This is a genomic window from Pseudomonas sp. MSSRFD41 (genome assembly GCF_014230245.1).
In the GTDB taxonomy this organism is placed as follows: Bacteria; Pseudomonadota; Gammaproteobacteria; order Pseudomonadales; family Pseudomonadaceae; genus Aquipseudomonas; species Aquipseudomonas piscis.
Genome location: NZ_JACKZK010000021.1, coordinates 70,457 through 93,502, shown reverse-complemented (window position 1 = coordinate 93,502; position 23,046 = coordinate 70,457). Strand labels below are relative to the sequence as shown.

General features: G+C 65.9%; 25 protein-coding genes. 18 read left to right on the top strand and 7 right to left on the bottom strand.

Going from position 1 to position 23,046, the window contains the following annotated elements:
- Positions 1-7 precede the first annotated feature (7 nt).
- The 4 genes from msuE (at position 8) to H7A76_RS25270 (ending at position 4,129) form a co-directional block, all read left to right on the top strand.
- Positions 8-571: an FMN reductase gene (msuE, locus tag H7A76_RS25285; RefSeq protein ID WP_085596676.1), complete on the top strand. Its 564-nt coding sequence runs from the start codon at positions 8-10 to the stop codon at positions 569-571.
- Positions 572-580: 9 nt separating this feature from the next.
- On the top strand, positions 581-1,717 hold the full coding sequence (ssuD, locus tag H7A76_RS25280; protein ID WP_022639950.1) for an FMNH2-dependent alkanesulfonate monooxygenase: 1,137 nt from the start codon (positions 581-583) through the stop codon (positions 1,715-1,717).
- 100 nt (positions 1,718-1,817) lie between these two features.
- Positions 1,818-3,005 (top strand): acyl-CoA dehydrogenase family protein, encoded by a 1,188-nt coding sequence (locus tag H7A76_RS25275; RefSeq protein WP_185701031.1) that lies wholly within the window; start codon positions 1,818-1,820, stop codon positions 3,003-3,005.
- 23 nt (positions 3,006-3,028) lie between these two features.
- A complete protein-coding gene (locus H7A76_RS25270) occupies positions 3,029-4,129 on the top strand; it encodes a sigma-54 interaction domain-containing protein (protein WP_022639952.1) in 1,101 nt (366 codons plus the stop codon).
- On the opposite strand, the gene H7A76_RS25265 is transcribed toward H7A76_RS25270, so the two are convergent.
- Positions 4,126-4,491, bottom strand: a complete 366-nt coding sequence (locus H7A76_RS25265; RefSeq protein ID WP_185701030.1) for an antibiotic biosynthesis monooxygenase — start codon at positions 4,489-4,491, stop codon at positions 4,126-4,128. The two genes, H7A76_RS25270 and H7A76_RS25265, sit on opposite strands and share 4 nt — an antisense overlap.
- A 105-nt stretch (positions 4,492-4,596) precedes the next feature.
- Between H7A76_RS25265 and soxR the strand changes: the two genes are divergently transcribed.
- From soxR to H7A76_RS25210, 11 genes are all read left to right on the top strand, one after another.
- The gene (soxR, locus tag H7A76_RS25260) at positions 4,597-5,076 is read left to right on the top strand and encodes a redox-sensitive transcriptional activator SoxR (protein WP_185701029.1); all 480 of its coding nucleotides are present in this window, start codon (positions 4,597-4,599) and stop codon (positions 5,074-5,076) included.
- A 198-nt stretch (positions 5,077-5,274) separates the two neighbouring features.
- Positions 5,275-5,742, top strand: a complete 468-nt coding sequence (locus tag H7A76_RS25255) for a VOC family protein (protein WP_185701028.1) — start codon at positions 5,275-5,277, stop codon at positions 5,740-5,742.
- A gap of 300 nt (positions 5,743-6,042) precedes the next feature.
- Positions 6,043-7,254 carry a PepSY-associated TM helix domain-containing protein gene (locus H7A76_RS25250; protein ID WP_185701027.1) on the top strand — a complete coding sequence of 404 codons (1,212 nt, stop codon included), beginning with the start codon at positions 6,043-6,045 and terminating at the stop codon, positions 7,252-7,254.
- Positions 7,251-7,793, top strand: coding sequence for a thiamine pyrophosphate-binding protein (locus tag H7A76_RS25245; RefSeq protein WP_185701026.1), 543 nt, complete (start codon positions 7,251-7,253; stop codon positions 7,791-7,793). The genes H7A76_RS25250 and H7A76_RS25245 overlap by 4 nt, the downstream gene beginning before the upstream one ends.
- On the top strand, positions 7,790-8,125 hold the full coding sequence (locus tag H7A76_RS25240; protein WP_185701025.1) for a hypothetical protein: 336 nt from the start codon (positions 7,790-7,792) through the stop codon (positions 8,123-8,125). Before H7A76_RS25245 ends, H7A76_RS25240 begins: the two co-directional genes overlap by 4 nt.
- Positions 8,122-8,694: a DUF6162 family protein gene (locus tag H7A76_RS25235; RefSeq protein WP_185701024.1), complete on the top strand. Its 573-nt coding sequence runs from the start codon at positions 8,122-8,124 to the stop codon at positions 8,692-8,694. Before H7A76_RS25240 ends, H7A76_RS25235 begins: the two co-directional genes overlap by 4 nt.
- Before the next feature lie 36 nt (positions 8,695-8,730).
- Entirely contained in the window at positions 8,731-9,660 is a 930-nt protein-coding gene (locus tag H7A76_RS25230) for a metal ABC transporter substrate-binding protein (RefSeq protein ID WP_185701023.1), read from the top strand.
- Positions 9,657-10,400, top strand: a complete 744-nt coding sequence (locus H7A76_RS25225) for a metal ABC transporter ATP-binding protein (protein WP_185701022.1) — start codon at positions 9,657-9,659, stop codon at positions 10,398-10,400. Before H7A76_RS25230 ends, H7A76_RS25225 begins: the two co-directional genes overlap by 4 nt.
- On the top strand, positions 10,400-11,299 hold the full coding sequence (locus tag H7A76_RS25220; protein ID WP_185701021.1) for a metal ABC transporter permease: 900 nt from the start codon (positions 10,400-10,402) through the stop codon (positions 11,297-11,299). Before H7A76_RS25225 ends, H7A76_RS25220 begins: the two co-directional genes overlap by 1 nt.
- Positions 11,300-12,256, top strand: coding sequence for a metal ABC transporter solute-binding protein, Zn/Mn family (locus H7A76_RS25215; RefSeq protein WP_185701020.1), 957 nt, complete (start codon positions 11,300-11,302; stop codon positions 12,254-12,256). It abuts the gene before it with no gap.
- A gap of 243 nt (positions 12,257-12,499) precedes the next feature.
- Positions 12,500-13,324, top strand: a complete 825-nt coding sequence (locus tag H7A76_RS25210; RefSeq protein ID WP_185701019.1) for a bifunctional 2-polyprenyl-6-hydroxyphenol methylase/3-demethylubiquinol 3-O-methyltransferase UbiG — start codon at positions 12,500-12,502, stop codon at positions 13,322-13,324.
- A 64-nt stretch (positions 13,325-13,388) separates the two neighbouring features.
- On the opposite strand, the gene H7A76_RS25205 is transcribed toward H7A76_RS25210, so the two are convergent.
- The 4 genes from H7A76_RS25205 to H7A76_RS25190 all read right to left on the bottom strand — a co-directional run bounded on the left by H7A76_RS25205 (position 13,389) and on the right by H7A76_RS25190 (position 17,282).
- Entirely contained in the window at positions 13,389-13,613 is a 225-nt protein-coding gene (locus H7A76_RS25205; protein ID WP_022639965.1) for an MbtH family protein, read from the bottom strand.
- Between the two features lie 82 nt (positions 13,614-13,695).
- Positions 13,696-15,108, bottom strand: a complete 1,413-nt coding sequence (locus H7A76_RS25200; protein WP_185701018.1) for an aspartate aminotransferase family protein — start codon at positions 15,106-15,108, stop codon at positions 13,696-13,698.
- A gap of 170 nt (positions 15,109-15,278) precedes the next feature.
- Positions 15,279-16,604 carry an ATP-binding protein gene (locus H7A76_RS25195; RefSeq protein ID WP_185701017.1) on the bottom strand — a complete coding sequence of 442 codons (1,326 nt, stop codon included), beginning with the start codon at positions 16,602-16,604 and terminating at the stop codon, positions 15,279-15,281.
- The gene (locus tag H7A76_RS25190) at positions 16,605-17,282 is read right to left on the bottom strand and encodes a response regulator (RefSeq protein ID WP_185701016.1); all 678 of its coding nucleotides are present in this window, start codon (positions 17,280-17,282) and stop codon (positions 16,605-16,607) included. It lies immediately after the preceding gene.
- A gap of 150 nt (positions 17,283-17,432) precedes the next feature.
- Between H7A76_RS25190 and dsbD the strand changes: the two genes are divergently transcribed.
- Genes dsbD through dsbG form a run of 3 tightly spaced genes read left to right on the top strand, consistent with a single transcriptional unit; the run spans position 17,433 to position 20,790 of the window.
- Positions 17,433-19,184, top strand: a complete 1,752-nt coding sequence (gene dsbD / locus H7A76_RS25185; RefSeq protein ID WP_185701015.1) for a protein-disulfide reductase DsbD — start codon at positions 17,433-17,435, stop codon at positions 19,182-19,184.
- Positions 19,184-20,047 (top strand): TlpA disulfide reductase family protein, encoded by an 864-nt coding sequence (locus H7A76_RS25180; protein ID WP_185701014.1) that lies wholly within the window; start codon positions 19,184-19,186, stop codon positions 20,045-20,047. The genes dsbD and H7A76_RS25180 overlap by 1 nt, the downstream gene beginning before the upstream one ends.
- Positions 20,023-20,790 carry a thiol:disulfide interchange protein DsbG gene (dsbG, locus tag H7A76_RS25175; RefSeq protein WP_185701013.1) on the top strand — a complete coding sequence of 256 codons (768 nt, stop codon included), beginning with the start codon at positions 20,023-20,025 and terminating at the stop codon, positions 20,788-20,790. The genes H7A76_RS25180 and dsbG overlap by 25 nt, the downstream gene beginning before the upstream one ends.
- A 48-nt stretch (positions 20,791-20,838) precedes the next feature.
- Here the strand turns inward: dsbG and H7A76_RS25170 are convergent, their stop codons facing one another.
- Both H7A76_RS25170 and H7A76_RS25165 read right to left on the bottom strand, forming a co-directional pair.
- Complete coding sequence (locus H7A76_RS25170) at positions 20,839-21,888, bottom strand: hypothetical protein (protein WP_185701012.1); 1,050 nt, start codon at positions 21,886-21,888, stop codon at positions 20,839-20,841.
- Between the two features lie 54 nt (positions 21,889-21,942).
- Positions 21,943-22,980, bottom strand: coding sequence for a hypothetical protein (locus H7A76_RS25165; RefSeq protein ID WP_185701011.1), 1,038 nt, complete (start codon positions 22,978-22,980; stop codon positions 21,943-21,945).
- Positions 22,981-23,046 lie beyond the last annotated feature (66 nt).

The following is a 23,046-nucleotide window of genomic DNA, read 5'->3' as shown; positions in this document are numbered from 1 at the left end:
GTTGTCCATGTCCCGTCCCTTGAATGTCGTTGCTCTCTCCGGTGGTACCTGGCGTCCATCCCGGACCCTGGTCCTGACCCAGGCCCTGCTGGCCGAACTGTCGAGCCAACTGCCGATCGCCAGCCACCTGATCGAGCTGGGCGACATTGCCCGGCCCGTAGGTGCGGCCCTGTCGCGCCAGGAACTGCCGCCTGAAGTGGAGGCCGAGTTGCAAGCCATCGAGAACGCCGACCTGCTGATCGTCGCCGCCCCGGTATATCGCGGCTCCTATCCGGGCCTGCTCAAGCACCTGTTCGACCTGATCGACCTCAACGCCCTGGTGGACACCCCGGTCCTGTTGGCCGCCACCGGCGGCAGCGAGCGGCATGCCCTGGTCCTGGACCACCAGTTGCGCCCACTGTTCAGCTTCTTCCAGGCCCTGACCCTGCCGATCGGCGTGTATGCCACCGAGGCCGACTTCAGCGACTACCGGATCACCAGCGAACTGCTGCAGGCACGCATCCGCCTGGCCGCCGAACGAGCCGCGCCGCTGTTCGCCGCGCACCCGGACAAACTGCTGAAAATCGCCTGAGGAGCAAACATGGATGTGTTCTGGTTTCTCCCGACCCACGGCGACGGCCATTTCCTGGGCACCACCCAGGGCGCGCGCCCGGTCACTCTCAACTACCTCAAGCAAGTGGCCCAGGCTGCGGACAGCCTCGGCTACCACGGCGTGCTGATTCCCACCGGCCGCTCCTGCGAGGATTCCTGGGTCATCGCCTCGGCCCTGGTGCCCCTGACCGAGCGCTTGCGCTATCTGGTGGCGATCCGCCCCGGGATCATCTCGCCCACGGTCTCGGCACGCATGGCCGCGACCCTTGATCGCCTGTCCAACGGCCGTTTGCTGATCAACGTGGTGACGGGCGGCGACCCGGACGAAAATCGTGGCGATGGCAGCTTCCTCAGCCATGGCGAGCGCTACGAGGTTACCGACGAATTCCTGCGGATCTGGCGTCGGGTCCTGCAAGGCGAGGCCGTGGACTTCCAGGGCAAGCACCTGCATGTGCAAAACGCCAAGGCCCTCTACCCGCCGGTGCAGAAGCCCTATCCACCGTTGTACTTCGGCGGTTCCTCCGAGGCCGCCCATGAACTGGCCGCCGACCAGGTGGACGTCTACCTGACCTGGGGCGAACCGCCAGCGGCAGTGGCGCAGAAGCTCGCCGACGTACGCGAGCGCGCTGCCCGCAAGGGCCGCCAGGTGAAGTTCGGGATCCGCCTGCACGTCATAGTGCGCGAAACCGAAGAGCAAGCCTGGAAGGCCGCCGACCGGCTGATCGAGCACATCAGCGACGAAACCATCGCTGCCGCCCAGCAGTCGTTCGCGCGGTTCGACTCCGAAGGCCAGCGACGCATGGCCGCCCTGCATGGCGGGCGCCGCGACCAGCTGCAAATCGCGCCCAACCTCTGGGCCGGGGTCGGCCTGGTACGCGGTGGCGCCGGCACCGCGCTGGTGGGCGATCCACGGCAAGTGGCCGAACGGATCAAGGAATATGCGGACCTGGGCATCGACAGCTTCATCTTCTCCGGCTATCCGCACCTGGAGGAGGCCTACCGCTTCGCCGAACTGGTGTTCCCGCTGCTACCGGAGCCCTACGCCAGCCTGGCCGGCCGTGGCCTGACCAACCTGACCGGGCCGTTCGGCGAAATGATCGCCAACGACGTGCTGCCCAACCGCTGAGCTTCGCAGTCGGCCGTGGCCAGGTGCCCCTGGCGCCAGGCGACGGCTCCTGCACCGACCTTCCCCGGCCGCAGCGACGGCCAAGAATGAGGAACACCGCGTGACTGCCACACCGCAAAGCGCCCTGTTATCCCCCCTGCAGACCGCCCGCCAGCTGGCCGCCGAGTTCGCCCTGAGCGCCGTCGAGCGCGATGAGCGCGGCGGCACTCCCAAGGCCGAGCGCGACGCCCTGCGCCACAGCGGCCTGCTGGCCCTGAGCATTCCCCGCCAGTTCGGCGGTCTCGGCGCCTCCTGGAGCGAAACCCTGCAGATCGTTCGCGAATTCGCCAGGGTCGACAGCTCCATCGCCCATGTCTTCGGCTTCCATCACCTGATGCTGGCCACCGTGCGCCTGTTCGCCCGCCCCGAACAGTGGCAACCCTGGTTCGAGCAGACGGCACGCAAGAACTGGTTCTGGGGCAATGCCCTCAACCCCCTGGACACCCGCACGGTGGTCAAGAACCTGGGGGGCTGGCGCGAATTCTCCGGCAAGAAAAGCTTCTGTTCCGGGGCCAGCGATTCGGAAATGCTCATCGCCTCGGCGGTGGACGAGAGCAACGGCGGCAAATTGCTGATCGCGGCGATTCCCAGCGGCCGCAGCGGCATCACCCTGCACGACGACTGGAACAATATCGGCCAGCGCCAGACCGACAGTGGCAGCGCCACCTTCGAGCGGGTCAGGGTCGAGGAATCCGAACTGCTGCTGGACCCGGGCCCGCTCAGCACTCCGTTCGCCTGCCTGCGCCCATTGATCGCCCAATTGACCTTCAGCCACATGTTCCTCGGAATCGCCGAAGGCGCCTTCGCCGAGGCCCGGCAATACACCCTCGGCGAAACCCGGGTGTGGCATCGCTCCAGTGCCCGCGACATCAGCCAAGACCCCTACATCCTCAGCCACTACGGCGAGTTCTGGGTGGCCCTGGAAGGTATCCGCCTATTGGTGGAACGCGCTGGCGTCCTGCTGGACCAGGCCTGGGCCAAGGGCCCCGCCCTGGGCGCCGAAGAGCGGGGACACCTGGCCACCGCCATCGCCACCGCCAAGGTCGCCGCCAGCCGCCAGGGCCTGGAGCTGTGCAGCCGGTTGTTCGAGGTCACCGGGGCTCGCTCGACCCACGCTTCCCTGGGCCTGGACCGGCATTGGCGCAACCTGCGCACCCAGACCCTGCACGACCCATTGGACTACAAGCTCCATGAGCTGGGGGACTGGGCGCTGAACCAGGCCCTGCCGACCCCGACTTTCTATTCCTAGCCTTCTGCCTGCGGAGAATGCCCATGCAGCTTCTGACCCTGCCCCCCTCGCCCGCCCTGGCGACCTCGATCCGCGCCACTGCCCAGGTGTTCGAGGACCCGAAATCCCAGGCCTTGCTGGCCCACCTGCAGCAGGTGGCGCCCAGCGAGGCCAGCGTGCTGATCATTGGCGAAACCGGGACCGGCAAGGAATTGGTGGCACGGCATATCCACAACCTCAGCGCACGACGCAACCGCCCTTTCGTGGCGGTCAACTGCGGGGCCTTTTCGGAGTCCCTAGTGGAAGCCGAACTGTTCGGCCATGAAAAAGGCGCCTTCACCGGCGCCCTCAGCGCCAAGGCCGGCTGGTTCGAGGAAGCCGATGGCGGCACCTTGTTCCTGGACGAGATCGGCGACCTGCCCATGGCCATCCAGGTCAAGCTGTTGCGGGTGCTGCAGGAGCGCGAGGTCGTGCGCCTGGGATCACGCAAGAGCATCCCCATCGATGTACGGGTGCTGGCAGCCACCAACGTGCAGCTGGAAAAGGCCATCAACGCCGGGAATTTCCGCGAAGACCTGTACTACCGCCTGGATGTGGTCGGCCTGGAGCTGAGCCCGCTGCGCGAGCGCCCCGGTGACATCCTGCCGCTGACCCGGCATTTCATCGAGGCCTACAGCCAGCGCCTGGGCTACGGCAACATCAGCATCAGCCCGCAGGCCGAGCACAAGCTCAAGAGCTACAGCTGGCCGGGCAATATCCGCGAGCTGGAAAACGTCATCCACCACACCCTGCTGATCTGCCGCGACGGGGTCATCGCCGAGGGCGACCTGCGCTTGTCGAACATGCGCATCGAGCGCGCCGACGACGGCCACTGCGGCCCCGACGATTCAGCCGAGGGCCTGTTGGAGCGGGCCTTCCAGAAACTCTTCGCGGAGCAGGCCGGCGCGCTCCATGAAAAGGTCGAGGATGCCCTCTTGCGCGCGGCCTACCGCTTCAGCCACTACAACCAGGTGCATACCGCCAACCTCCTGGGGCTGAGCCGCAACGTCACCCGGACCCGGCTGATCAAGATCGGCGAGCTGGCGGTGAACAAGCGCCGGCCTGCGGACAACCTCAACGAGCGCACCCTGCAGTTGTCGATCTAGCCCAGCATATGGCAATGCAGGGCATCGTCATGGCTGCGGGCGATGCTGGCGCGCACCTGGAAGGAGCCGAAGGTCACGGTCTTGGCCTGGTGCGCCAGGATCAACTGCCAGAAGTCCTGCTCGCCACTCTCGAAACGCTGGAACGCCGCCTCGCCGGCTTCGCGGGTTTGCCACTGCAGGTAGTTGAGCACCCGCCGCCCATCGTCGCTGGCCTGCACGCTGGCACTGAGGAAACCGCCGTAGCCCTGGGCCAGCCGTTCGCTCTGCGCTGCCAGGGCCGATACCAGCGCCTCTTGTTGATGAGGCTCGATCTCGAACTCGATCAATTGGGTGAAGCTGCGATGTCTTTCAAAGGCGCTCATGGGTCATTCCCTACTGCGGAAGAGGATCTTGCGGTTGGATATGCGGCAGGGTAAAACCTCTAGTTAAGTAAAGGTCAAGCCCGTTTTTCACTTTTGGCGCCCTCGATGATCGATCACGACACCATCCACAAGGAACTCACCGTCGGCCAACTGGCCGCCCGCAGCGGAGTAGCGGTCACCGCGCTGCATTTCTACGAAACCAAGGGGCTGATCAAGAGCCAGCGCAACCAGGGCAATCAACGCCGCTATCCGCGCTCGGTATTGCGCCGGGTAGCGCTGATCAAAGTGGCCCAGCGCCTGGGCATTCCCCTGGCGGAGATTGGCCGGGCCCTGGCCACCCTGCCCGATGACCGTGCGCCCAGCGCCGCGGATTGGCAGCGCTTGTCGGAGCAATGGAGCCGCGAGCTGGACGCCCGCATCCAGCAACTCACCCTGCTGCGCGAACGCCTGAACCTGTGCATCGGCTGCGGCTGCCTGTCGATGCAAGGCTGTCCGCTGCGCAACCAGGGCGACTATCTCGGGGAAACCGGCCAGGGCGCCCGCCTGCTGGAGCCCGATGCACCCAACGATGACCTGGCGCCCTAGGCACGTCGAGACGGCAACCGTCGGACCGAAAGATCCGCCCTCAAGGCTCACGGGGATTGCTGGGCCAGATCCCTGGGCAAATTGCCGAAGGCTACTGCCCGAACTGCACCTCGTCGGCCCATCCCGGTCCTGCAACATTGCGGGTATAGAGTGAAAGTGCTCGATCCACCGCCCATAACAAGAGCAAGGAGCCCCATCATGAGCGTCAAACCCATTCCCGAAGGTTTCATTGGCGTCACTCCCTACCTGGGTATCCGCCAGGCCGCCGAAGCCATCGAGTTCTACCAGAAGGCCTTCGGCGCCGTACAAACCCTGCGCCTGGACATGCCCGATGGCAGTGTCGGCCATGCCGAGCTGCTTATCGGCGGCGCGCCCATCATGCTCGGCAGCCCTTGCGAGGAGACGCCGATGGGCAGTCCCGAAGCCCACAAGACCTCGGTGGGCCTGCATCTGTACGTCGAAGATGTCGACAGCTACTTCGCCAGGGCGATTGCCGCCGGGGCCAGCGAAGCGGAACCGATCAAGGACCAGTTCTATGGCGACCGCAGTGGTGCCCTGCGCGATCCTTTCGGACATGTCTGGTTCATCGCCACCCGCAAGGAAAACCTGACGGTCGAGGAGATCAACCGGCGCGCCGTAGCGCTGTTCCAGCAACAGTCGCAGTGATCCCTCCAGCGCCTGCGCCTTTCGCGGCTGGCGCCAGAGAATTGCCGGCCCCCGTGGCCGGCAACCCCTCCTCAACGCCAGCGGGCCGGCATCAGCCGATTCACAAATCACGCTGATTTCTGGGCCCAGGAAGGCTCTGTAACATTTACTTTCATATCCATCTTCGGGATTTACGATTCTCATTCGTCTTAACAAGATGAAGCAGGCCGCGTTGGCCATGGCCTTGCCCAGCGTGAACCACGCCAGGCCCGGACCAGGGTTCCAGTGCCGCTCCACTCCTCGAATCAAGACGTCCATTCAATGTCGAAGAAATCCCGCTCAAAAATCTGGTTTCTAGTGCACAGCTGGCTGGCACTGCCCATCTGGTTCTTCGTGCTGATCGTCTGTGTCACTGGCACCCTGGCAGTGGTCAGCCAGGAAATCGTCTGGCTGGCCAACCCCGATGTCCGTGCCAGCAAGCCCACCGATGATGCCCAACCGCTGAACTACGATCAGATCGTCCAGGCCATCCAGCGGGCCGAGCCCCAGACCCGGGTGGACACCATCAGCACCCCGGATGAAAGCCATTTTGCCTTGAGCGTCAACGTCACTTATCCGGACGGCCGCTCACCCACGCTGTACGTCAACCCCTATACCGGAGCGATCCAGGGCGCGAGCCCGGACTTCGACTTCCAGGCCTTCACCCGCGCCCTGCATGGCTGGTGGCTGGTGCCCTTCACCAACGGCTACAGCTGGGGCTGGTACCTGGTGTCGTTCCTCGGCGTACCGATGCTGATCTCGCTGATCACCGGCCTGGTGGTCTACAAGAAGTTCTGGAAGGGTTTTCTCAAGCCGACCCTGCGCCTGCGCCATGGCGCACGGATCTTCTGGGGCGACTTCCATCGCCTGAGCGGCATCTGGTCGATCTGGTTCATCGCGGTGATTTCCATCACCGGTATCTGGTTTCTCATTCGCGCGATCCTGGGCGACAACCACATCAGCATCTCCAGCGAACCCATCGTCCCGGTGATCGCCCGGGAGCAGGTGCCGGTCAGCACCGACGGCAGCCCCGCGCCGATGATCAGCCTGGAACAGGCCATCGGCACCGCCACCCAGAAGATTCCCGGGTTCGACATCAGCTTCGTCAGCTTGCCGAGCAATGCCTATAGCCACCTGTACGTGGGCGGGCGCGGCTGGTATCCACTGATGTTCCAGACCGCCAACATCAATCCCTACACCGGCTCCCTGGACTCCTCGTACCTGCTGGGCGACCGCTCCACACTGGAGTTCGTCACCGAGTCCATGCGCCCGCTGCACACCGGTGACTTCGGCGGGATCTGGGTCAAGCTGATCTGGTTCTTCTTCGGCCTGGTGCTGAGCATGATGGTGCTCAGCGGCCTGCTGATCTGGACCAAGCGCACCGCCCTGGCCACCGCCAACGCCCTCAAGCGCGAGGAAAAGGCCACCCGTGCGCGCCCCGTACGTCCCCCCACCCCGGCATTGAGCAGGGAAACCTCGGAGAGCCCACTGTGAGCCGGACCCACACCGCCGCCCCTGATTCGCCCCTCGTCCGGTTCTGGCACAAGTGGCGCTTTCACCTGAATATCCTGCTGGTGCTCATTCCCCTGGGCTTCATGCCCAAGTACTTCGCCGATGCCGCGCTGTTTCGCGGTGATAGCGGCCTGGGCGAACGCGAGATCGGCGAAGTCCAGGTCGGTCCCTGGAGCCTGCGCCTGGCCGAGTTGCGCATCGAACCACCGCGCAGCGATGGTCCCGCCGGTTACTTGAAAAGCTTCAACGCCGCGCTGTGTCAGGCCTGCATCGAGCCGGTCAAGGCCACCTACCTGCGCATCGGCAAGCCTCGCAGCCTGCGGGCCGCCGGAGTGATCTTCTTCGGCAGCCCGTACCGCATGGGCGCCAGCCTGCCAATTCCGGAAAAGACCAAGGCCGACGCCGAACTGTGGATCACCATGGAAGGCTGGGACGGCAGCATGCACCAGGCGGCCATTCCCCTGAGCCAGGCCTCGCCGGCCACCGTGGCCTGGCTCGAAAAACAAGGAGGCAAACCATGACTCGCGCATTCACCCGGCGCCTAGGCGCCGCAGCCCTGCTGCTCGCGGGCACGACATTCAGCCACAGCGCCCTGGCCCACAATCCGATGTGCGAGTGCAAGGCCATCGATGCCGAGCAGATCCGCTGCACTGGCGGCTTTTCCGACGGTAGCGGTGCCCCGGGCGTGACCCTGGACGTGATCGGCTACGACGAGACCATCCTGGTGCCCGGCAAGCTGGGCAACGACTCGACCCTGACCTTCAAGAAGCCCTCCAGCGAGTTCTACGTCCTGTTCGATGCCGGCCCCGGCCACGTCGTCGAGATCGACCAAGCGGATATCGAGGCCCCATGACCCCTGCCACCACCCAGGTCGTGCGCCCCGCCGGCGCCGGCCATGAAACCCTGTATGTCCTGCTGCTGTGCCTGCTGATCCTTTGCGCAGCCGCCAGCGTGGTGCTGTGGCACAGCGAGGCGGATACCCGCAACACCATCGCCGCCCATCAACTGGATGCCCGCCGCGACCTGAGCGCCGGCGAGCAAGGGATCTATGCCGACTTGCGGGTGACCCTCGACGAGATCCGCCTGCTGCAAACCGAAGGCCAGGCCCTGCCCAGTCCCGCGCAACTGGCCGAGGAAGGTTTCGCCCCCTTCGCCCAGGACGCCAGCTCGGTCAGCCGTGGCGGACATGCCTGGCAGGTGCTGGACCAGGCCTACCTGGGGCTGAGCCAGAACCCACAGGTGGCCGGCTCCTTCCTCATGCGTATCGCCCCAGAGGATGACACCCAGGTGGATATCTGGCTCAACCGCAGCCCCTCGGCCAGCGTTCCCCATGACCTTGGCCAGCAACAGCTGATCGCCGCCGGCTGGCAGCAGGTGGTGGCGCAATTCGATGCCGGAGTGACCCGCCAGCACCGCCACTGAGCCCACGCATTCCCCCCGAGAGAAGACCCCTAGCCCATGCCCATTTCATCTCCACGTCGTCCATTCTTGCAGGTGCTGCTGGTCAGCCTGCTGGCCCTCCTCCTCAGCCCCCTGGCCAGCGCCGATGGCGCCAAGCGCCTGCGCATCGGCATCACCCTGCACCCCTACTACAGCTATGTGGCCAACATCGTCGGTGACAAGGCCGACGTGGTGCCGCTGATCCCGGCCGGCTTCAACCCCCACGCCTACGAACCCCGCGCCGAGGACATCAAGCGCATCGGCACCCTGGACGTGATCGTGCTCAACGGCGTGGGCCACGACGACTTCGCCGACCGCATGATCGCCACCAGCGAGCGCCCGGACATCCCGGTGATCGAGGCCAACGAGAACGTACCGCTGCTGGCCGCCACCGGCATCGCCGCCCGCGGCGCCGGCAAGGTGGTCAACCCGCACACCTTCCTGTCCATCAGCGCATCCATCGCCCAGGTCAACAACATCGCTCGGGAGCTGGGCAAGATGGACCCGGCCAACGCCAAGATCTATACCCAGAACGCCCGCGCCTACGGCAAGCACCTGCGGCAGATGCGCGCCGATGCCCTGGCCAAGCTGACCCAGGCACCCAACGCCGACCTGCGGGTGGCCACGGTGCATGCCGCCTACGACTACCTGCTGCGCGAATTCGGCCTGGAAGTCACCGCCGTGGTCGAGCCGGCCCACGGCATCGAGCCCAGCCCCAGCCAGTTGAAGAAGACCATCGATCAACTGCGCGAACTGGACGTCAAGGTGATCTTCTCGGAGATGGACTTCCCCTCCACCTACGTCGATACCATCCAGCGCGAATCCGGGGTCAAGCTCTACCCGCTCTCGCACATTTCCTACGGTGACTACAGCGCCGACAAGTACGAGAAGGAAATGAAGGGCAACCTCGATACCGTGGTCCGCGCCATCCAGGAGGCCGGAGCATGACCGCCATCGAGACCCTGCTGCGGGGCCCGGCCATCGAGTTCGACCAGGTCAGCCTGGTCCTGGGCCGCACCACCATCCTCGACCAGGTGACGTTCCAGGTGCAGCCCGGCAGCCTGCACGCCCTGGTCGGCCCCAACGGTGGCGGCAAGAGTTCACTGATCAAGACCCTGCTGGGACAGATGCCCCACCAGGGCCAGTTGCGCCTGCAGTGGCCGGACGCCCCGGGCACCATCGGCTATGTACCCCAGGCCCTGGAGTTCGATCGTGGCCTGCCGATGACCGTGGACGATTTCATGGCCGCCATGTGCCAGCGCCGGCCGGCGTTTCTCGGCCTGAGCCGGCACTACGCCAAGGCCATCGGCGAAGCCCTGGAGCAAGTCGGCATGCAGGACAAGCGCAAGCGGCGCATGGGCGCCCTGTCCGGCGGCGAGCGCCAACGGGTGCTGCTGGCCCAGGGCCTGATCCCGGCACCGCAACTGGTGGTGCTGGACGAGCCCATGTCGGCCCTGGACGAAGCCGGGATCCAGGTCTTCGAGCGCTTGCTCCAGGACTGGCGCCAGCGCGGCATCACCCTGTTATGGATCGAGCACGACCTGGAAGCCGTGGGACGCCTGGCGGACCGGGTCACCGGTCTCAATCGCCGGGTGCTGTTCGACGGCCCGGCGCAGCAGACCCTGACGCCGGAGCGCCTGCTCAGCCTGTTTTCCACCCATCCACGAGCCGCCGGGAGCGTTGCCTGATGAGTTATGAAGCTTTCCGCCTGATGGTCCAGGGCTGGGCCTCTTCAGGCTACTTGCCGGAGGCCCTGGCCTACGGTTTCGTGGTCAACGCCCTGCTCGCCGGCCTGCTGATCGGCCCGGTGCTCGGAGGCCTGGGCACCCTGGTCGTGGTCAAGCGCTTCGCCTTCTTCTCCGAAGCCGTGGGCCACGCCGCCCTGACCGGAGTGGCCATCGGCATCCTCTTGGGCGAACCCTATACGGGCCCCTACGGCAGCTTGTTCGGCTACTGCCTGTTGTTCGGCATCCTGCTCAACTACCTGCGCAATCGCACCGGCCTGGCCCCGGACACGCTGATCGGGGTCTTCCTCTCGGTGTCCCTGGCGCTGGGCGCCAGCCTGCTGCTGGTCCTGGCCGGCAAGATCAACGTGCATATCCTGGAAAACGTGCTGTTCGGCTCGGTGCTCACGGTCAATGGCGACGACCTGCTGGTGCTGCTGGTCGTCGGCGCCATGGTCCTGGGCCTGAGCCTGCCGCTGTACAACCGCATCATGCTGGCCAGCTTCAACCCACAGCTGGCGGCGGTGCGTGGCGTAGCGGTGAAGGCCCTGGACTACCTGTTCGTGATCCTGGTGACGCTGATCACCGTGGCCGCGGTGAAAGTCATCGGCGCGATCCTGGTCGGCGCCCTGCTGGTGATCCCGGCCGCCGCGGCGCGCCTGCTCAGCCAGTCGCTCAAGGGGTTCTTCTGGATCTCGGTGAGCATCGCCACCCTCTGCACCTTGTGCGGCATCCTGCTGCCGATCGTCTTCGACCTGCCGGTCCCCTCCGGCGCCGCGATCATCCTGGTGGCCGGCATCTGCTTCGCCCTGGCCGCCATCGCCCGCGGGACCGTCCCCAGCCTGAAAGGGAATATCGGATAAATGCACAATTCATCACCTCATCTGTCACTGCCTCGCCTGACCCTGATCCTGGCCCTCTTCGGCCTGCTCCATGCCCCGGCTCTGTCGGCAGCGGACAATGTCCGCCAGGGCCAACCGGCCCCCGCCGCCACCCAACAGCCATTGACGGTGCTGGCCTCGCTGCCGGTGACCTTCGGCCTGGGGCAAATCCTGCTGCAAGGCACCGACGTCAAGCTCGAGCGGGCCGCCCCGGCCAACCTGCCGGGCTCGCGGCAGACCGCCTACTTCACCGGGCGCGGTGCCCCGGCCCTGGGCAAGCTGGCCCAGGGTGCCGACGCAGTGATCGGCCTGCGTTCGATCTGGCCGGACGACCCGCTGTATCCCAATGCCCGGCGCAGCAATATCCGCATCGTCGAAATCGATGCCGCACGCCCCGTGGATGGCGCCCTGCCCGGCGTCGCCCTGCAGCCGGGCAAGAGCGACGGCCTGAACGCCCAGCCATGGTTGTCGAGCAATAACCTGGGGCGCATGGCCGACGTGCTGGCAGCCGACCTGGTGCGCCTGGCCCCCATGGCCAAACCTCGAATCGAGAGCAACCTGGCCAACTTGAAACAGCGCCTGCTCAAGCTCAGCGCCGACAGCGAGGCGCGCCTGGCCGAAGCCGACAACCTCAGCGTGCTGAGCCTGTCCGAGCATTTCGGCTACCTGGTCAGCGGCTTGAACCTGGAACTGGTGGCCGTGGATGCCCGGGCCGACGATCAATGGACGCCAGAGGCCCTCAAGGCGCTGCAAACCCAGCTCAAGGAGCACGACGTGGCGCTGGTCCTGCACCACCGGCAACCGTCGCAAGCGCTGAAGGCCGCCATCGACGCCGGCGGCAGCCAGTTGCTGGTGCTGGAAACCGATGGCGCCGATCCGGCCAGCGAGCTGGAGGGCAACCTGCAGAAGATCACCCAGGCCCTGGCCCCGCAAAGCTGAGCCTGTAACCGTTGCCGAAGCCGCAAACGGTCTGGGCGGCACCCCGTCGAAGGGAGGCCGCATTCTCAAGGCGCAGGAGGCTCGGCAGGCAATCGCCAGGCAAGTCCTGCGGACCTTTGCGCAGCCTCGCAAGCTCGGCAACGGCTACAAGTGGCGCGGCGGCGCTTACATATTTCCTCAAGATCGCGCTCATTTCCCGGTGCTAGTCTGCGCCTCGCCTAAATAGACCCTAGGAAGAGCGCCATGAGCGATTACGTCAGCCTCAACAAGACCAACTGGGACGAACGCGCGCCCCTGCATGCCGCTTCGCCGGACTATGGCGTGCAGCGCTTCGTCGAAGACCCGCAATACCTCTCCGACGTGGTGCGTTTCGACCTGCCGCTGCTGGGGGATATCCGTGGCCTGCGCGGCGTGCACCTGCAATGCCATATCGGCACCGACACCCTGTCCCTGGCTCGCCTGGGGGCACAGATGAGCGGCCTGGACTTCTCCCCCGCGTCTCTCGCCGAGGCCCGCACCCTGGCCCAGCGCTGCGACGCCGCCATCGACTACCACGAGTCGGATGTCTACAAGGCAGCCGAAGTGTTGCCGGCGGCCAGCTTCGACCTGGTCTACACCGGCATCGGCGCCCTGTGCTGGTTGCCGAGTATCGAGCAATGGGCCCGTACCGTGGGCGCCCTGCTCAAGCCCGGTGGCCGCCTGTTCATCCGCGAAGGGCACCCGATGCTCTGGGCGATCAACGAGGGTCACAGCGATTCACTACGGGTGGAACTGCCCTACTTCGAACGCAGCGAACCCTTGGTCTGGGACGACAGCAGCACTTACGTGGAGACCGACAAGAAGCTGGAGGCCACGGTCACCCACGAATGGAACCATGGCCTGGGCGAAATCATCAGCGCACTGCTGGGCCAGGGCCTGGAAATCACCGGTTTGGTGGAGCACCAGAGCATTCCATGGGAAGCCTTGCCCGGGCAGATGGACGCCGACGAACACGGCGAATATCGACTCAAGCATGCGCCCTGGCGCCTGCCGCTGAGCTACACCCTGCAAGCCGTCAAGCGCGCTTGAGCCCCAGGCACGAAAAAGCCCGCTGGACCGAACGTCCAGCGGGCTTTTTCATGGCTGCGATGGCTTAGCCGGCAACCGCTTGCTGATCCATCTTCTGGCGCAGGCTCAAGGGACGCATGTCGGTCCAGACTTCCTCGATGTAGGCCAGGCAGTCTTTCTTGAAGCCGCTCTTGCCCACGGTGCGCCAGCCTTGTGGCACGGCCTTGTAGTCAGGCCAGATCGAATATTGCTCTTCATGGTTGACCACTACCTGGAACAGGATGTCGTCGCGGTCGAATACGGAAGTCATTGCTTGTCTCCATCACTGAATGAGTGTCGCCGCGCCCAGGCGCGGCGATGGTGTAGAAGTAACGAACCAGGGCCGCGAAAAATTAGAGGCCAGCCACGGCGGCGGCCACCGCCTTGCTGAAGATCTCCGCCACCTGGTCGATCTGCGCCGCGCTGATCACCAGCGGCGGCAGGAAGCGCACCACGCTGCCATGGCGCCCGCCCAGCTCCAGGATCAGCCCGCGCTTGAGGCATTCGCGCTGCACCAGCGGCGCCAGGCGTCGATGTTGCGGCGGATGCCCCAGGGCGTCCGGCGTACCTTGCGGGTCCACCAGTTCCACCCCCAGCATCAAGCCCCGGCCACGTACATCGCCCAGTTGCGGGTAGTCGCGCTGCAGGATCAGCAGGTGCTCGCGCAGGCGCTCGCCCATGGCCGCCGCGTGTTCGGTCACCCGGTGTTCCTTGAGATAGCGCATCACCGCGGAACCTGCGGCCATGGCCATCTGGTTGCCACGGAAGGTGCCGGCATGGGCGCCGGGCTGCCAGGTATCGAGCCAGTCGCGATAGACCATCACCGCCAGCGGCAAGCTGCCACCGATGGCCTTGGACAGCACCACCACGTCCGGGATGATCCCGGCATGCTCGAAGGCGAACATCTTGCCGGTGCGTCCGAAACCGCTCTGGATCTCGTCGACGATCAGCGCCACCCCGGCTTTCTCGGTGATACGACGCAGGCCGCGCAGCCATTCCAGGTCGGCCGGGATCACGCCCCCCTCGCCCTGTACCGTCTCGACGATCACCGCTGCCGGCAACGCCACGCCGGCTTCCGGATCGCAGAGCAGGTTCTCCAGGTAGTTCAGGTTGGCCTTGACCCCGGCGGCGCCACCGAGCCCGAACGGGCAACGATAGTCATAGGGGAACGGCAGGAACTGCACGCCGTTGTTCAACAGCCCGGCCAACGCCCGCTTGGGTCCCAGGCTGCCCATCAGGCTCAGCGAGCCTTGGCTCATACCATGGTAGGCACCCTGGAACGACAGCACGGTGCTGCGCCCGGTGGCGGTCCGGGTCAGCTTCAGCGCTGCTTCCACCGCATCGGTGCCAGTGGGCCCACAGAACTGGATCTTGGCCTCGGCGGCCAGGGCCTCGGGCAGCAGGCCGAACAGGTCCTGGACAAACTGGTCCTTGACCGGCGTGGTCAGGTCCAGGGTCAGCAGCGGCAGTTCATCGGCCAGTACCTGCTGGATCGCCGCGATCACCACCGGATGGTTGTGGCCCAGGGCCAAAGTCCCGGCACCGGCCAGACAATCGATGAAGCGCCGCCCCTCGACATCCTCGACGTGGATACCGCTGGCGCGCTTGAGGGCCAGGGGGATGCGTCGCGGATAGCTGCGGGCATTGGACTCCTGGCGATTCTGGCGAGCCAGCAGGGGCGACTCGTCGAACTGGTAGAGCGTCTCGGCCACCGGGGCGGCAAGCCCCACCGGCTGATCTTCCATAAGGCTGGTAACGGCTGACATCTGTGGACCCCTCACGCTGCAATTTGAGCAAAACGGCCACCGGCCGGATGCGCAGCCGAGAAGGGGTGCGCATTGACAGGTTTTCCTGTTCTGAAAACGCACCAGCAGCGTCGGGATTTACACCTTGGATCGGGGAAATTGCCCAAAGGCCCGTCCTGGGCCAGGAAGGCTCAAGCGCGCCGGGCAGGCAGGGTCAGTTCCACCCGCAGGCCATCGGGCCGGCTGTCGAAATGCAGCTCGCAGCCACAGCGCTGGACGATGGCCTGGACGATCGCCAGCCCCAGGCCGCAACCACTGCTTTGGCTATCACGCCAGAAGCGTTGGGTCAGGTGTTGCAGGTCTGCCTCGGGAATCCCCGGGCCGTGGTCCCGCACCTGGAAACGCACACGGCCAGCGACCAGCTCCAGGTTCAGCTCCACCGGACATGCTTCGGGCGTATGGCGCAGGGCATTGTCCAGCAGGTTGCGCAAGGCGGCGATGGCCAGGGTCGAGGGCATATCCACCGCAGCGCCAGCCGCGGTCGGCTCCAGATTCAACTGGACCCGCTGGCGAGCGCCGACGACCGCGTCCTGGATCGCCAGGCGCGCCACCTGCTCCGCCGTGCACTGCACACCGTCATCGAACGACAGGCTGCCCTCCACGCGAGCCAGCAACAACAGCTGCTCCAGGGTCCGATGCAGGCGATCGGCGCCCTCCTCGGCCCGGGCCAGAGCCTGGTCGTGGGCCGCGCCCTCGGTCATTCGCGCCACTTGCAGGTGGGTCTTGATCGCCGTCAGCGGGCTGCGCAGTTCATGGGCGGCATCGCCGGTCAGCCGCCGCTCGCGCTCGATGGTCCGGGCAATGCGCTGGAACAGCTGGTTCTGGGTTTCCAGCAGCGGGCGCAACTCGCTGGGCATGGGCTGGATCTGCAGCGGCTCCAGGGAGTCGGCGCTACGCCGCATCAGAGCATCACGGATGCGGTTCAGCGGCGCCAGGCTCTGGCCGATGCCCAGCCACAACAGCCACAGGCACCCCAGCAGGGCCACCCCCACCGGCACCGAAGCCGCCAACAGGATCGACAAGTTCAGGGCCTCGCGCTCCACCTGGCGGTCGGCGGTGGTGATGCGCAGGTCGCCACGCACCAGGGTGAAGGTGCGCCAGGGCGCGTCGTCGATCATCTGGTCGTGGAACCCCAGCTTCTCGGCTTCCAGCGTGTGATCGGGGGTGCTGTGGCTGCGGGCCAGGATCTGTCCGCGCAAGGAGCTGACCTGGCACGCCATGCCGCCGGGGATGCTCAGGGCGGCACTGTCGATGTGATCGTGCGGGCCATGGGACGGCAATGCCGGCATCTGCTCCAAGAGGCCCGCGACCATCCGTGCCGAAGCCACTAGGCGCTGGTCCAGGGAGAACATCATCTGGTTGCGCAAATCGCTGAGCATCCAGGCCGCGGCCAGGGTCCAGATCAGGATGAAGGCAGCGCCCAGGGTGATGCTCAGGCGCAGGCGCAGGCTCCTCACTTAGCGACTCTCCTCGCCATCCGCCGGCCCCAGGCGATAGCCCAGGCCCCGCACGGTCTCGACGATGCCATTGCCGAGCTTGCGCCGCAGGTGATGGATGTGCACGTTCAGAGCGTTGCTCTCCAGCTCATCGTTGAAGCCATAGACACTGTCCTTGAGCTGCTCGCTGGACAGCACCCGGCCGCGGTTGTGCAGCAGGGCCTGGAGTAGCGATTGCTCGCGCCGGGACAGGTCCACCGGCTGCCCGCCGAGCAGGGTTTCGCGGGTGCTGGGGTCGTAGGTCAGGCGTCCGTGCTCGATCAGGTTGACGCTGCGTCCCGCCGCCCGGCGCAACAGAGTGTGCAGGCGCGCCGCCAGTTCGCGCAGGTCGAAAGGCTTGAGCAGGTAGTCGTCGGCCCCGGCCTGCAGGCCGTCGACCCGGTCGGTCACCGCGTCCCGGGCGGTGAGGATCAGCACCGGGATCTCCAGGCCCTGTTGGCGCTGTTGCTTGAGCAGTTTCAGGCCATCTTCATCCGGCAAGCCAAGATCCAGTACTATCACGTCGAAATCGGCCACGCCGAGCATGGCCCGCGCCGCCGAAGCGGTGGCCACATGCTCGACCGTCAGGCCCTGGGCCGAGAGGCCGGCGACGATCCCGCTGGCGATCAGCTCATCATCTTCACAGACAAGTACGTGCATGGTCGGTCCTGTACAAAGGCGTTGATTAAGCAAGCAGCGGATTAAGCGGACATTATGCCCGCCCGCTCCGGGCCACAAGGCGCGGTTTAATCATCGGTTAATCAGGGCCGGCCATTGTGCTCGCAACTTGCACCGGTTTAAGGCTTGACCATGCGTCGATTGTTCATCCTGTTGTTCATGCTGTTCACCACCCTGGCGCAAGCCGGCAACAATCCGTTCGAGGTCAAGCCCGACTTCCTGCCGGTGGGCCAGGCGTTCGTATTCAGCTCCGAGCGCCTGCCCTCGGGCGAGACCCAGCTGTTCTGGCAGATCGCCGACGGCTACTACCTGTACCAGAAACGCCTGAAGTTCGACGGCCTGCCGCCCGAGCAGCAGCCGAGCCTGCCGGCGGGCGAAGCCCATAGCGACGAATTCTTCGGCGACCAGACCGTGTACCGCCAGGGCCTGGAGGTGAAGCTCCCGGCCACCGCCACGGGCAAGGTCAAGCTGGGCTGGCAAGGCTGCGCCGACGCCGGCCTGTGCTACCCACCGCAAACCCTGGAAGTGGACCTGGGCGCAGCCCCGGTCGTGGTGGCCAACGCTAGCGCCCAGAGCGGCACCGCGGCGGCCCAGGACCAGTTGCTGGCCAACGACTTGCAACAGAAATCCTGGGGCCTGGGCCTGCTGGCGTTCTTCGGCTTCGGCCTGCTGCTGGCCTTCGCGCCCTGCTCGCTGCCGATGCTGCCGATCCTCGCCGGCATGGTGGTGGGCAGCGGCGCCAGCCCGCGCCGGGGCCTGGCCCTGGCTTCCAGCTATGTGCTGTGCATGGCCCTGGTTTACGCCGGCATGGGCGTGATCGCCGCCCTGCTGGGCAGCAACCTGCAAGCCTGGCTGCAGCAACCCTGGGTCCTGGGCAGCTTCGCCGCTTTGTTCGTGCTGCTGGCCTTGCCGATGTTCGGCTTCTTCGAGTTGCAGATGCCGGCGTTCCTGCGTGATCGCCTGGAGGGTGCCAGCCGCCAGCGCCAGGGCGGCAGCCTGATCGGCTGCGGGGTCCTCGGCGCCCTGTCCGCGCTACTGGTCGGCCCGTGCATGACCGCGCCCCTGGCCGGCGGCCTGCTGTATATCGCCCAGACCGGCAATGCCCTGTTTGGCGGCCTGGCGCTGTTCGCCCTGGGCCTGGGCATCGGCCTGCCGTTGTTGCTGCTGGTGACCCTGGGCAACCGCTTCCTGCCCAAACCCGGCCCTTGGATGAACCTGCTCAAGGGCGTGTTCGGCATCCTTTTCCTCGGCACCGCCATCTACATGCTGCGTCCGGTACTGAGCGCCAGCCTGTGGATCGGCCTGTGGGGTGCCCTGGCCCTGGTCCTGGCCTACTGCGCCTGGCAGCAACGGGCGATCGCCGGGCGCCTGCTGCACCTGTTCGGTGCCGGTGCGTTGCTGTTCGGCATCTGGGGCAGCGTGCTGCTGGTGGGCGCCGCTGGCGGCAGCGACGACCTGCTGCACCCGCTGAAGGTCTATAGCGGCGGCGCCCCCGCCAGCAACGCCAGTGCCCACGACGCCTTCACCACGGTCAAGACTCCCGCCGAGCTGCAAGGCGCCCTGGACAGCGCCCAGGCCCGGGGCCAGTGGGTGCTGCTGGACTACTACGCCGACTGGTGCGTGTCGTGCAAGATCATGGAGAAGACCGTATTCGGCCAGCCCCAGGTCCTCGAGGCCCTGAAGGACGTGCGCCTGCTGCGCCTGGACGTGACCCTGGATAATGCCGACGGCCGCGAACTGCTCGGCCGCTACAAGGTACCGGGACCGCCCAGCATGCTGTGGATCGGCCCGGATGGCAGCGAACGCCGCAGCCAGCGCATCACCGGCGAAGTGGATGCCGCGACCTTCCTGCAACGCTGGACCCAGACCCTGGAAGCCCGCTGATGCTGACCTTTACCATCGGCACCTTCGCCATCGCCCTCAACCACCTGCTGCTGATCAGTGCCCTGGCCCTGGCCACGCTGGTGGGCTGGCGCGTGGCCAAGCGCGGCGGCGACAACCCGGAGTCGGTGCTGTTCTCGCTGTTCCTGATCGGCATGCTCGCCGCCCGGGTCAGTTTCGTCATCGCTTACTGGAGGCACTACCGGCACGACTTGTGGATGGTCATCGACCTGCGCGACGGCGGCTTCCTCGCCTGGCCCGGGGTGCTGGTCATGCTCCTGGCAGCCCTGGCCTGGGGCTGGAAACGCCCGGCCCTGCGCCGCCCGCTGGGTGCCGGGATCGCTACCGGCCTGGCGTTCTGGCTGCTGGCGACCCTGTCCCTGAGCCTCTACGACCAGGGTACGCGCCTGCCGGAAGTGGCCCTGCGCAACGCCAACGGCGACACCGTGCAGCTCACCGACTACCAGGGCGGGCCGCTGGTGATCAACCTCTGGGCCACCTGGTGCCCACCCTGTCGGCGGGAAATGCCGGTGCTGGAAAAAGCCCAGCAACAGCGCCCGGACCTGACCTTCCTGTTCGTCAACCAGGCCGAGAGCATGCAGAGCGTCGCGACCTTCCTGGCTACCCAGGAGCTGAACCTGGATAACGTACTGTTCGACGGCAGTGGCCGCCTGGGCAAGGCCGTGGGTTCCATGGCCCTGCCCACCACCCTGTTCTACAGCGCCGACGGCCGCCTGCTGGGCAGCCACCTCGGGGAACTCTCGGAAGCCAGCCTGGCCCGCGCCCTGGAGAACTTCGACGGCATCCATCCGACTCCGGTCGCCCCCTCAAGGAAACCCCCATGCCCTTCATCCGCCACCTGCTGAGCCTGTCCCTGGGCGCGGCACTGCTCAATGTCCCGCTGCTGCAGGCCGAGGAACTGCCCGCGCCGATCCGCAAGATCGAAGCCAAGGGCGCCAAGATCATCGGCAGCTTCGACGCTCCGGCTGGCCTCAAGGGTTATGCCGCGCAGTACCAGAACCGCGGCATGACCCTGTACCTGACCGCCGATGGCCAGCACGTGCTGCTGGGCAACCTGTACGACGCCGACGGCAAGGACCTCAGCGCCGAACCGCTGCAGAAACTGGTCTATGCACCGATGGCCAAGGAAGTCTGGGGCAACCTGGAGAAAAGCGACTGGATCGCCGACGGCAAGGCCGATGCGCCACGTATCGTCTACCTGTTCAGCGACCCCAACTGCCCCTACTGCAACATGTTCTGGGAACAAGCCCGGCCCTGGGTCAAGGCCGGCAAGGTGCAACTGCGGCACATCATGGTCGGCATCATCCGCGAGGACAGCCCGGGCAAATCCGCCGCCCTGCTGGCCGCCAAGGATCCGAGCCAGGCCCTGCAGGATCACGAGAAGGCCGGCAAGGGCAGCAACCTGAAACCCCTGCAAAGCATCCCCAAAGCGATCCAGGCCAAGCTCGACGCCAACATGAAGCTCATGGAGGAACTGGAACTGTCGGCTACCCCGGCGATCTTCTACCTCGATGACAAGGGCGAGCTGCAACAACAGCAAGGCGCCCCGGCCCCGGGCAAGCTGCCGCAGATCCTCGGCCCCAAGTAATCAGCCAGAACACCCAGCACCTGCGGGCCTCGGCAACGGCGAGAGGGATCAATCATGCTCGGGGGCTTCGCGAGCCAGGATAGCGTCCAGCTCGCCAGCCTCCCCACCTTCCTCAAGAACACCGCTCACCTGATCGATCCACACTTGCTCCGAAGCGATCCCCACCCACGACTGACTGCCGAAGCCATGATACGGCCGGTCGTCGAAGGTGCTGATCAGCAGCTGGTTCAAGCGCTCGGCCTCCAGGTTCTTGCGCTGGATCTGCACCTGCAGCGCCCCCAGTACCTTCTGCTGCTCCTGCGGGTTCGGCGCGTAGGCCGTCACCCGTGGCGAGCTGAGCACCAGGAACCGCGGCGGCAGGTTCTCATCGATGGCGGCCTGCAAACGGTCATGCCCGTCAAGAACCAGGTAGCTGTTCAGCCCGCTGACATACCACAACAGGATCGGCGGCAAGCTGCCTTCACGGGCTTTCTTGCGCCACCACTTCAGGCGCCCGGCCAGCGGATCGACGCCATGCAGGCCAACCACCGCGCCACCCCCTTCCCAAAGATCGACCCAACGCGCCGGGCCAGGCCGTTGGTTGTCGAGAATGTTGCGGCCGTCGATGGTCCACTGCGGCATATGGCTCAGGGCATCTTCGCCGCCTTTGAAGTACCACTGGTCGATACCGCTGGGCAGTGATCGCCCACAGGGGTGGGCAGCAGGCTGCAGGGCCCGCACCAACCAATAGCCGGGGTAGAGAAAATCCGCTTGATGTCGCAGCAACTGCTGGACGAAAAACCGACTCCAGGCCTTGAGCTGCAGGGACGGGGCGAGACGCGAGTGTTGTTCCACCTGGAGCGAATCGATGGGCTCGACCAGTGCTTGCGGCAGTTGCCCAAGCAACTGGTTGCGTACCAGCCACACCCCGTAGAGACAGCGCGACATGGTGGCCCAGAGTAGCGTCTGGTCTCCGACGACCAACTGCATGCGCCGGTTATCGCCACTGAGCAGGCACAGGTTTGGCTTGCCGTTGGCCGGATGCCTGACATCCAGCCCGAGGCCGCTCCAGTTGCCAGCCAGATCCTCGATATCCCGCCAGAAAGCCTGTTCCACCATCGTCCCTAATCCCCTGCCCTGTGGCGCGCGGGCGCGACTATAACAGAGGCCCCGTCAGCCACGCCGGGCAATCACTGCGTCCACCTCGCTTTCAAGCCCCTGCTCGATCAGGCACTGGCGCACCTCATCGCACCACTGTTCCTGGGGTTCATTGCCGGTCCAGGCTTGGGTCGCGCTGACGTAGTGCGGCCGATCGTCGAAAGCCTGGATCAGCACCCGGTTGAGGTGCTCGGTACTCAATGCCTGGTTGCGCGGCACCGCGTCGCCACGCTTGCGCAACGAATCCATGACCCGTTGCCGATGCTCGAGGCTCGGCGTGAAATCGCGCGTGCGGGTAGCGCTGAGGACGATGAAGGACGGCGCGAGATTTTCCGCGATGGCGGCCTGCAAACGGTAGTGCCCATCGATCACCAGGTAGGACGCCAGTCCGCCGACGTACCACAGCAGCACCGGCGGCAGGCTGCCCTCCCGGGCCTTCTTGCGCCACCACTTGAGCCGCCCCGCCTGTGGATCGACGCGATGCAGGCCGATGAGCTTGCCGCCGCCGTGCCACCAGTCGATCCACTCCAGGGTCTGGGGTTGCAGGTTGTCGAGAAAGTCCTCGCCATACAGGAACCAGCTGGGCACGTGGGTCAACGGGTCGACCCTCGAGGTGAAGCGCCATTTGTCCAGGCCGTTGCCGGTACTGGACGGTTCCGCTACCAGGCCCTGGGCCAGCCAGTAGCCGGGGGTGAGGAAGTGCCGGGCACTGGCGCCCAGACGGCTGACGAAATAGCGGCTCCAGGCCTTGATCCGCCGCTCGGGCGCCAACGCTGCGTGCTGTTCGACGGTGGGTGAGTCGATGGGGGCGAGCAACCGGCATTCAGCGCCCTCGGCCAGCGGCTTGCGCACCAGCCAGACACCGCCATGGTCCCAGGCAATGGTGGCCCAGAACAACGGTGTGTCGTGGTGCATCAGCTTGAAGCGGGCATTCTCGCCGGTGCGCAGGTACAGCGGCGGCTTGTCCGTGGCGCCGGGTTCGATCTCGACGCCCAGGCCGCTCCAGTGGCCCAGGGTGTCTTCGATATCGTGCCAGTAAAGCTGCTCTGCCATGGTTCCGGTCCTTGAATGAAAACGCCCGGCACAGGTGCGGGACCTGGGCCGGGCGCGATCATAACA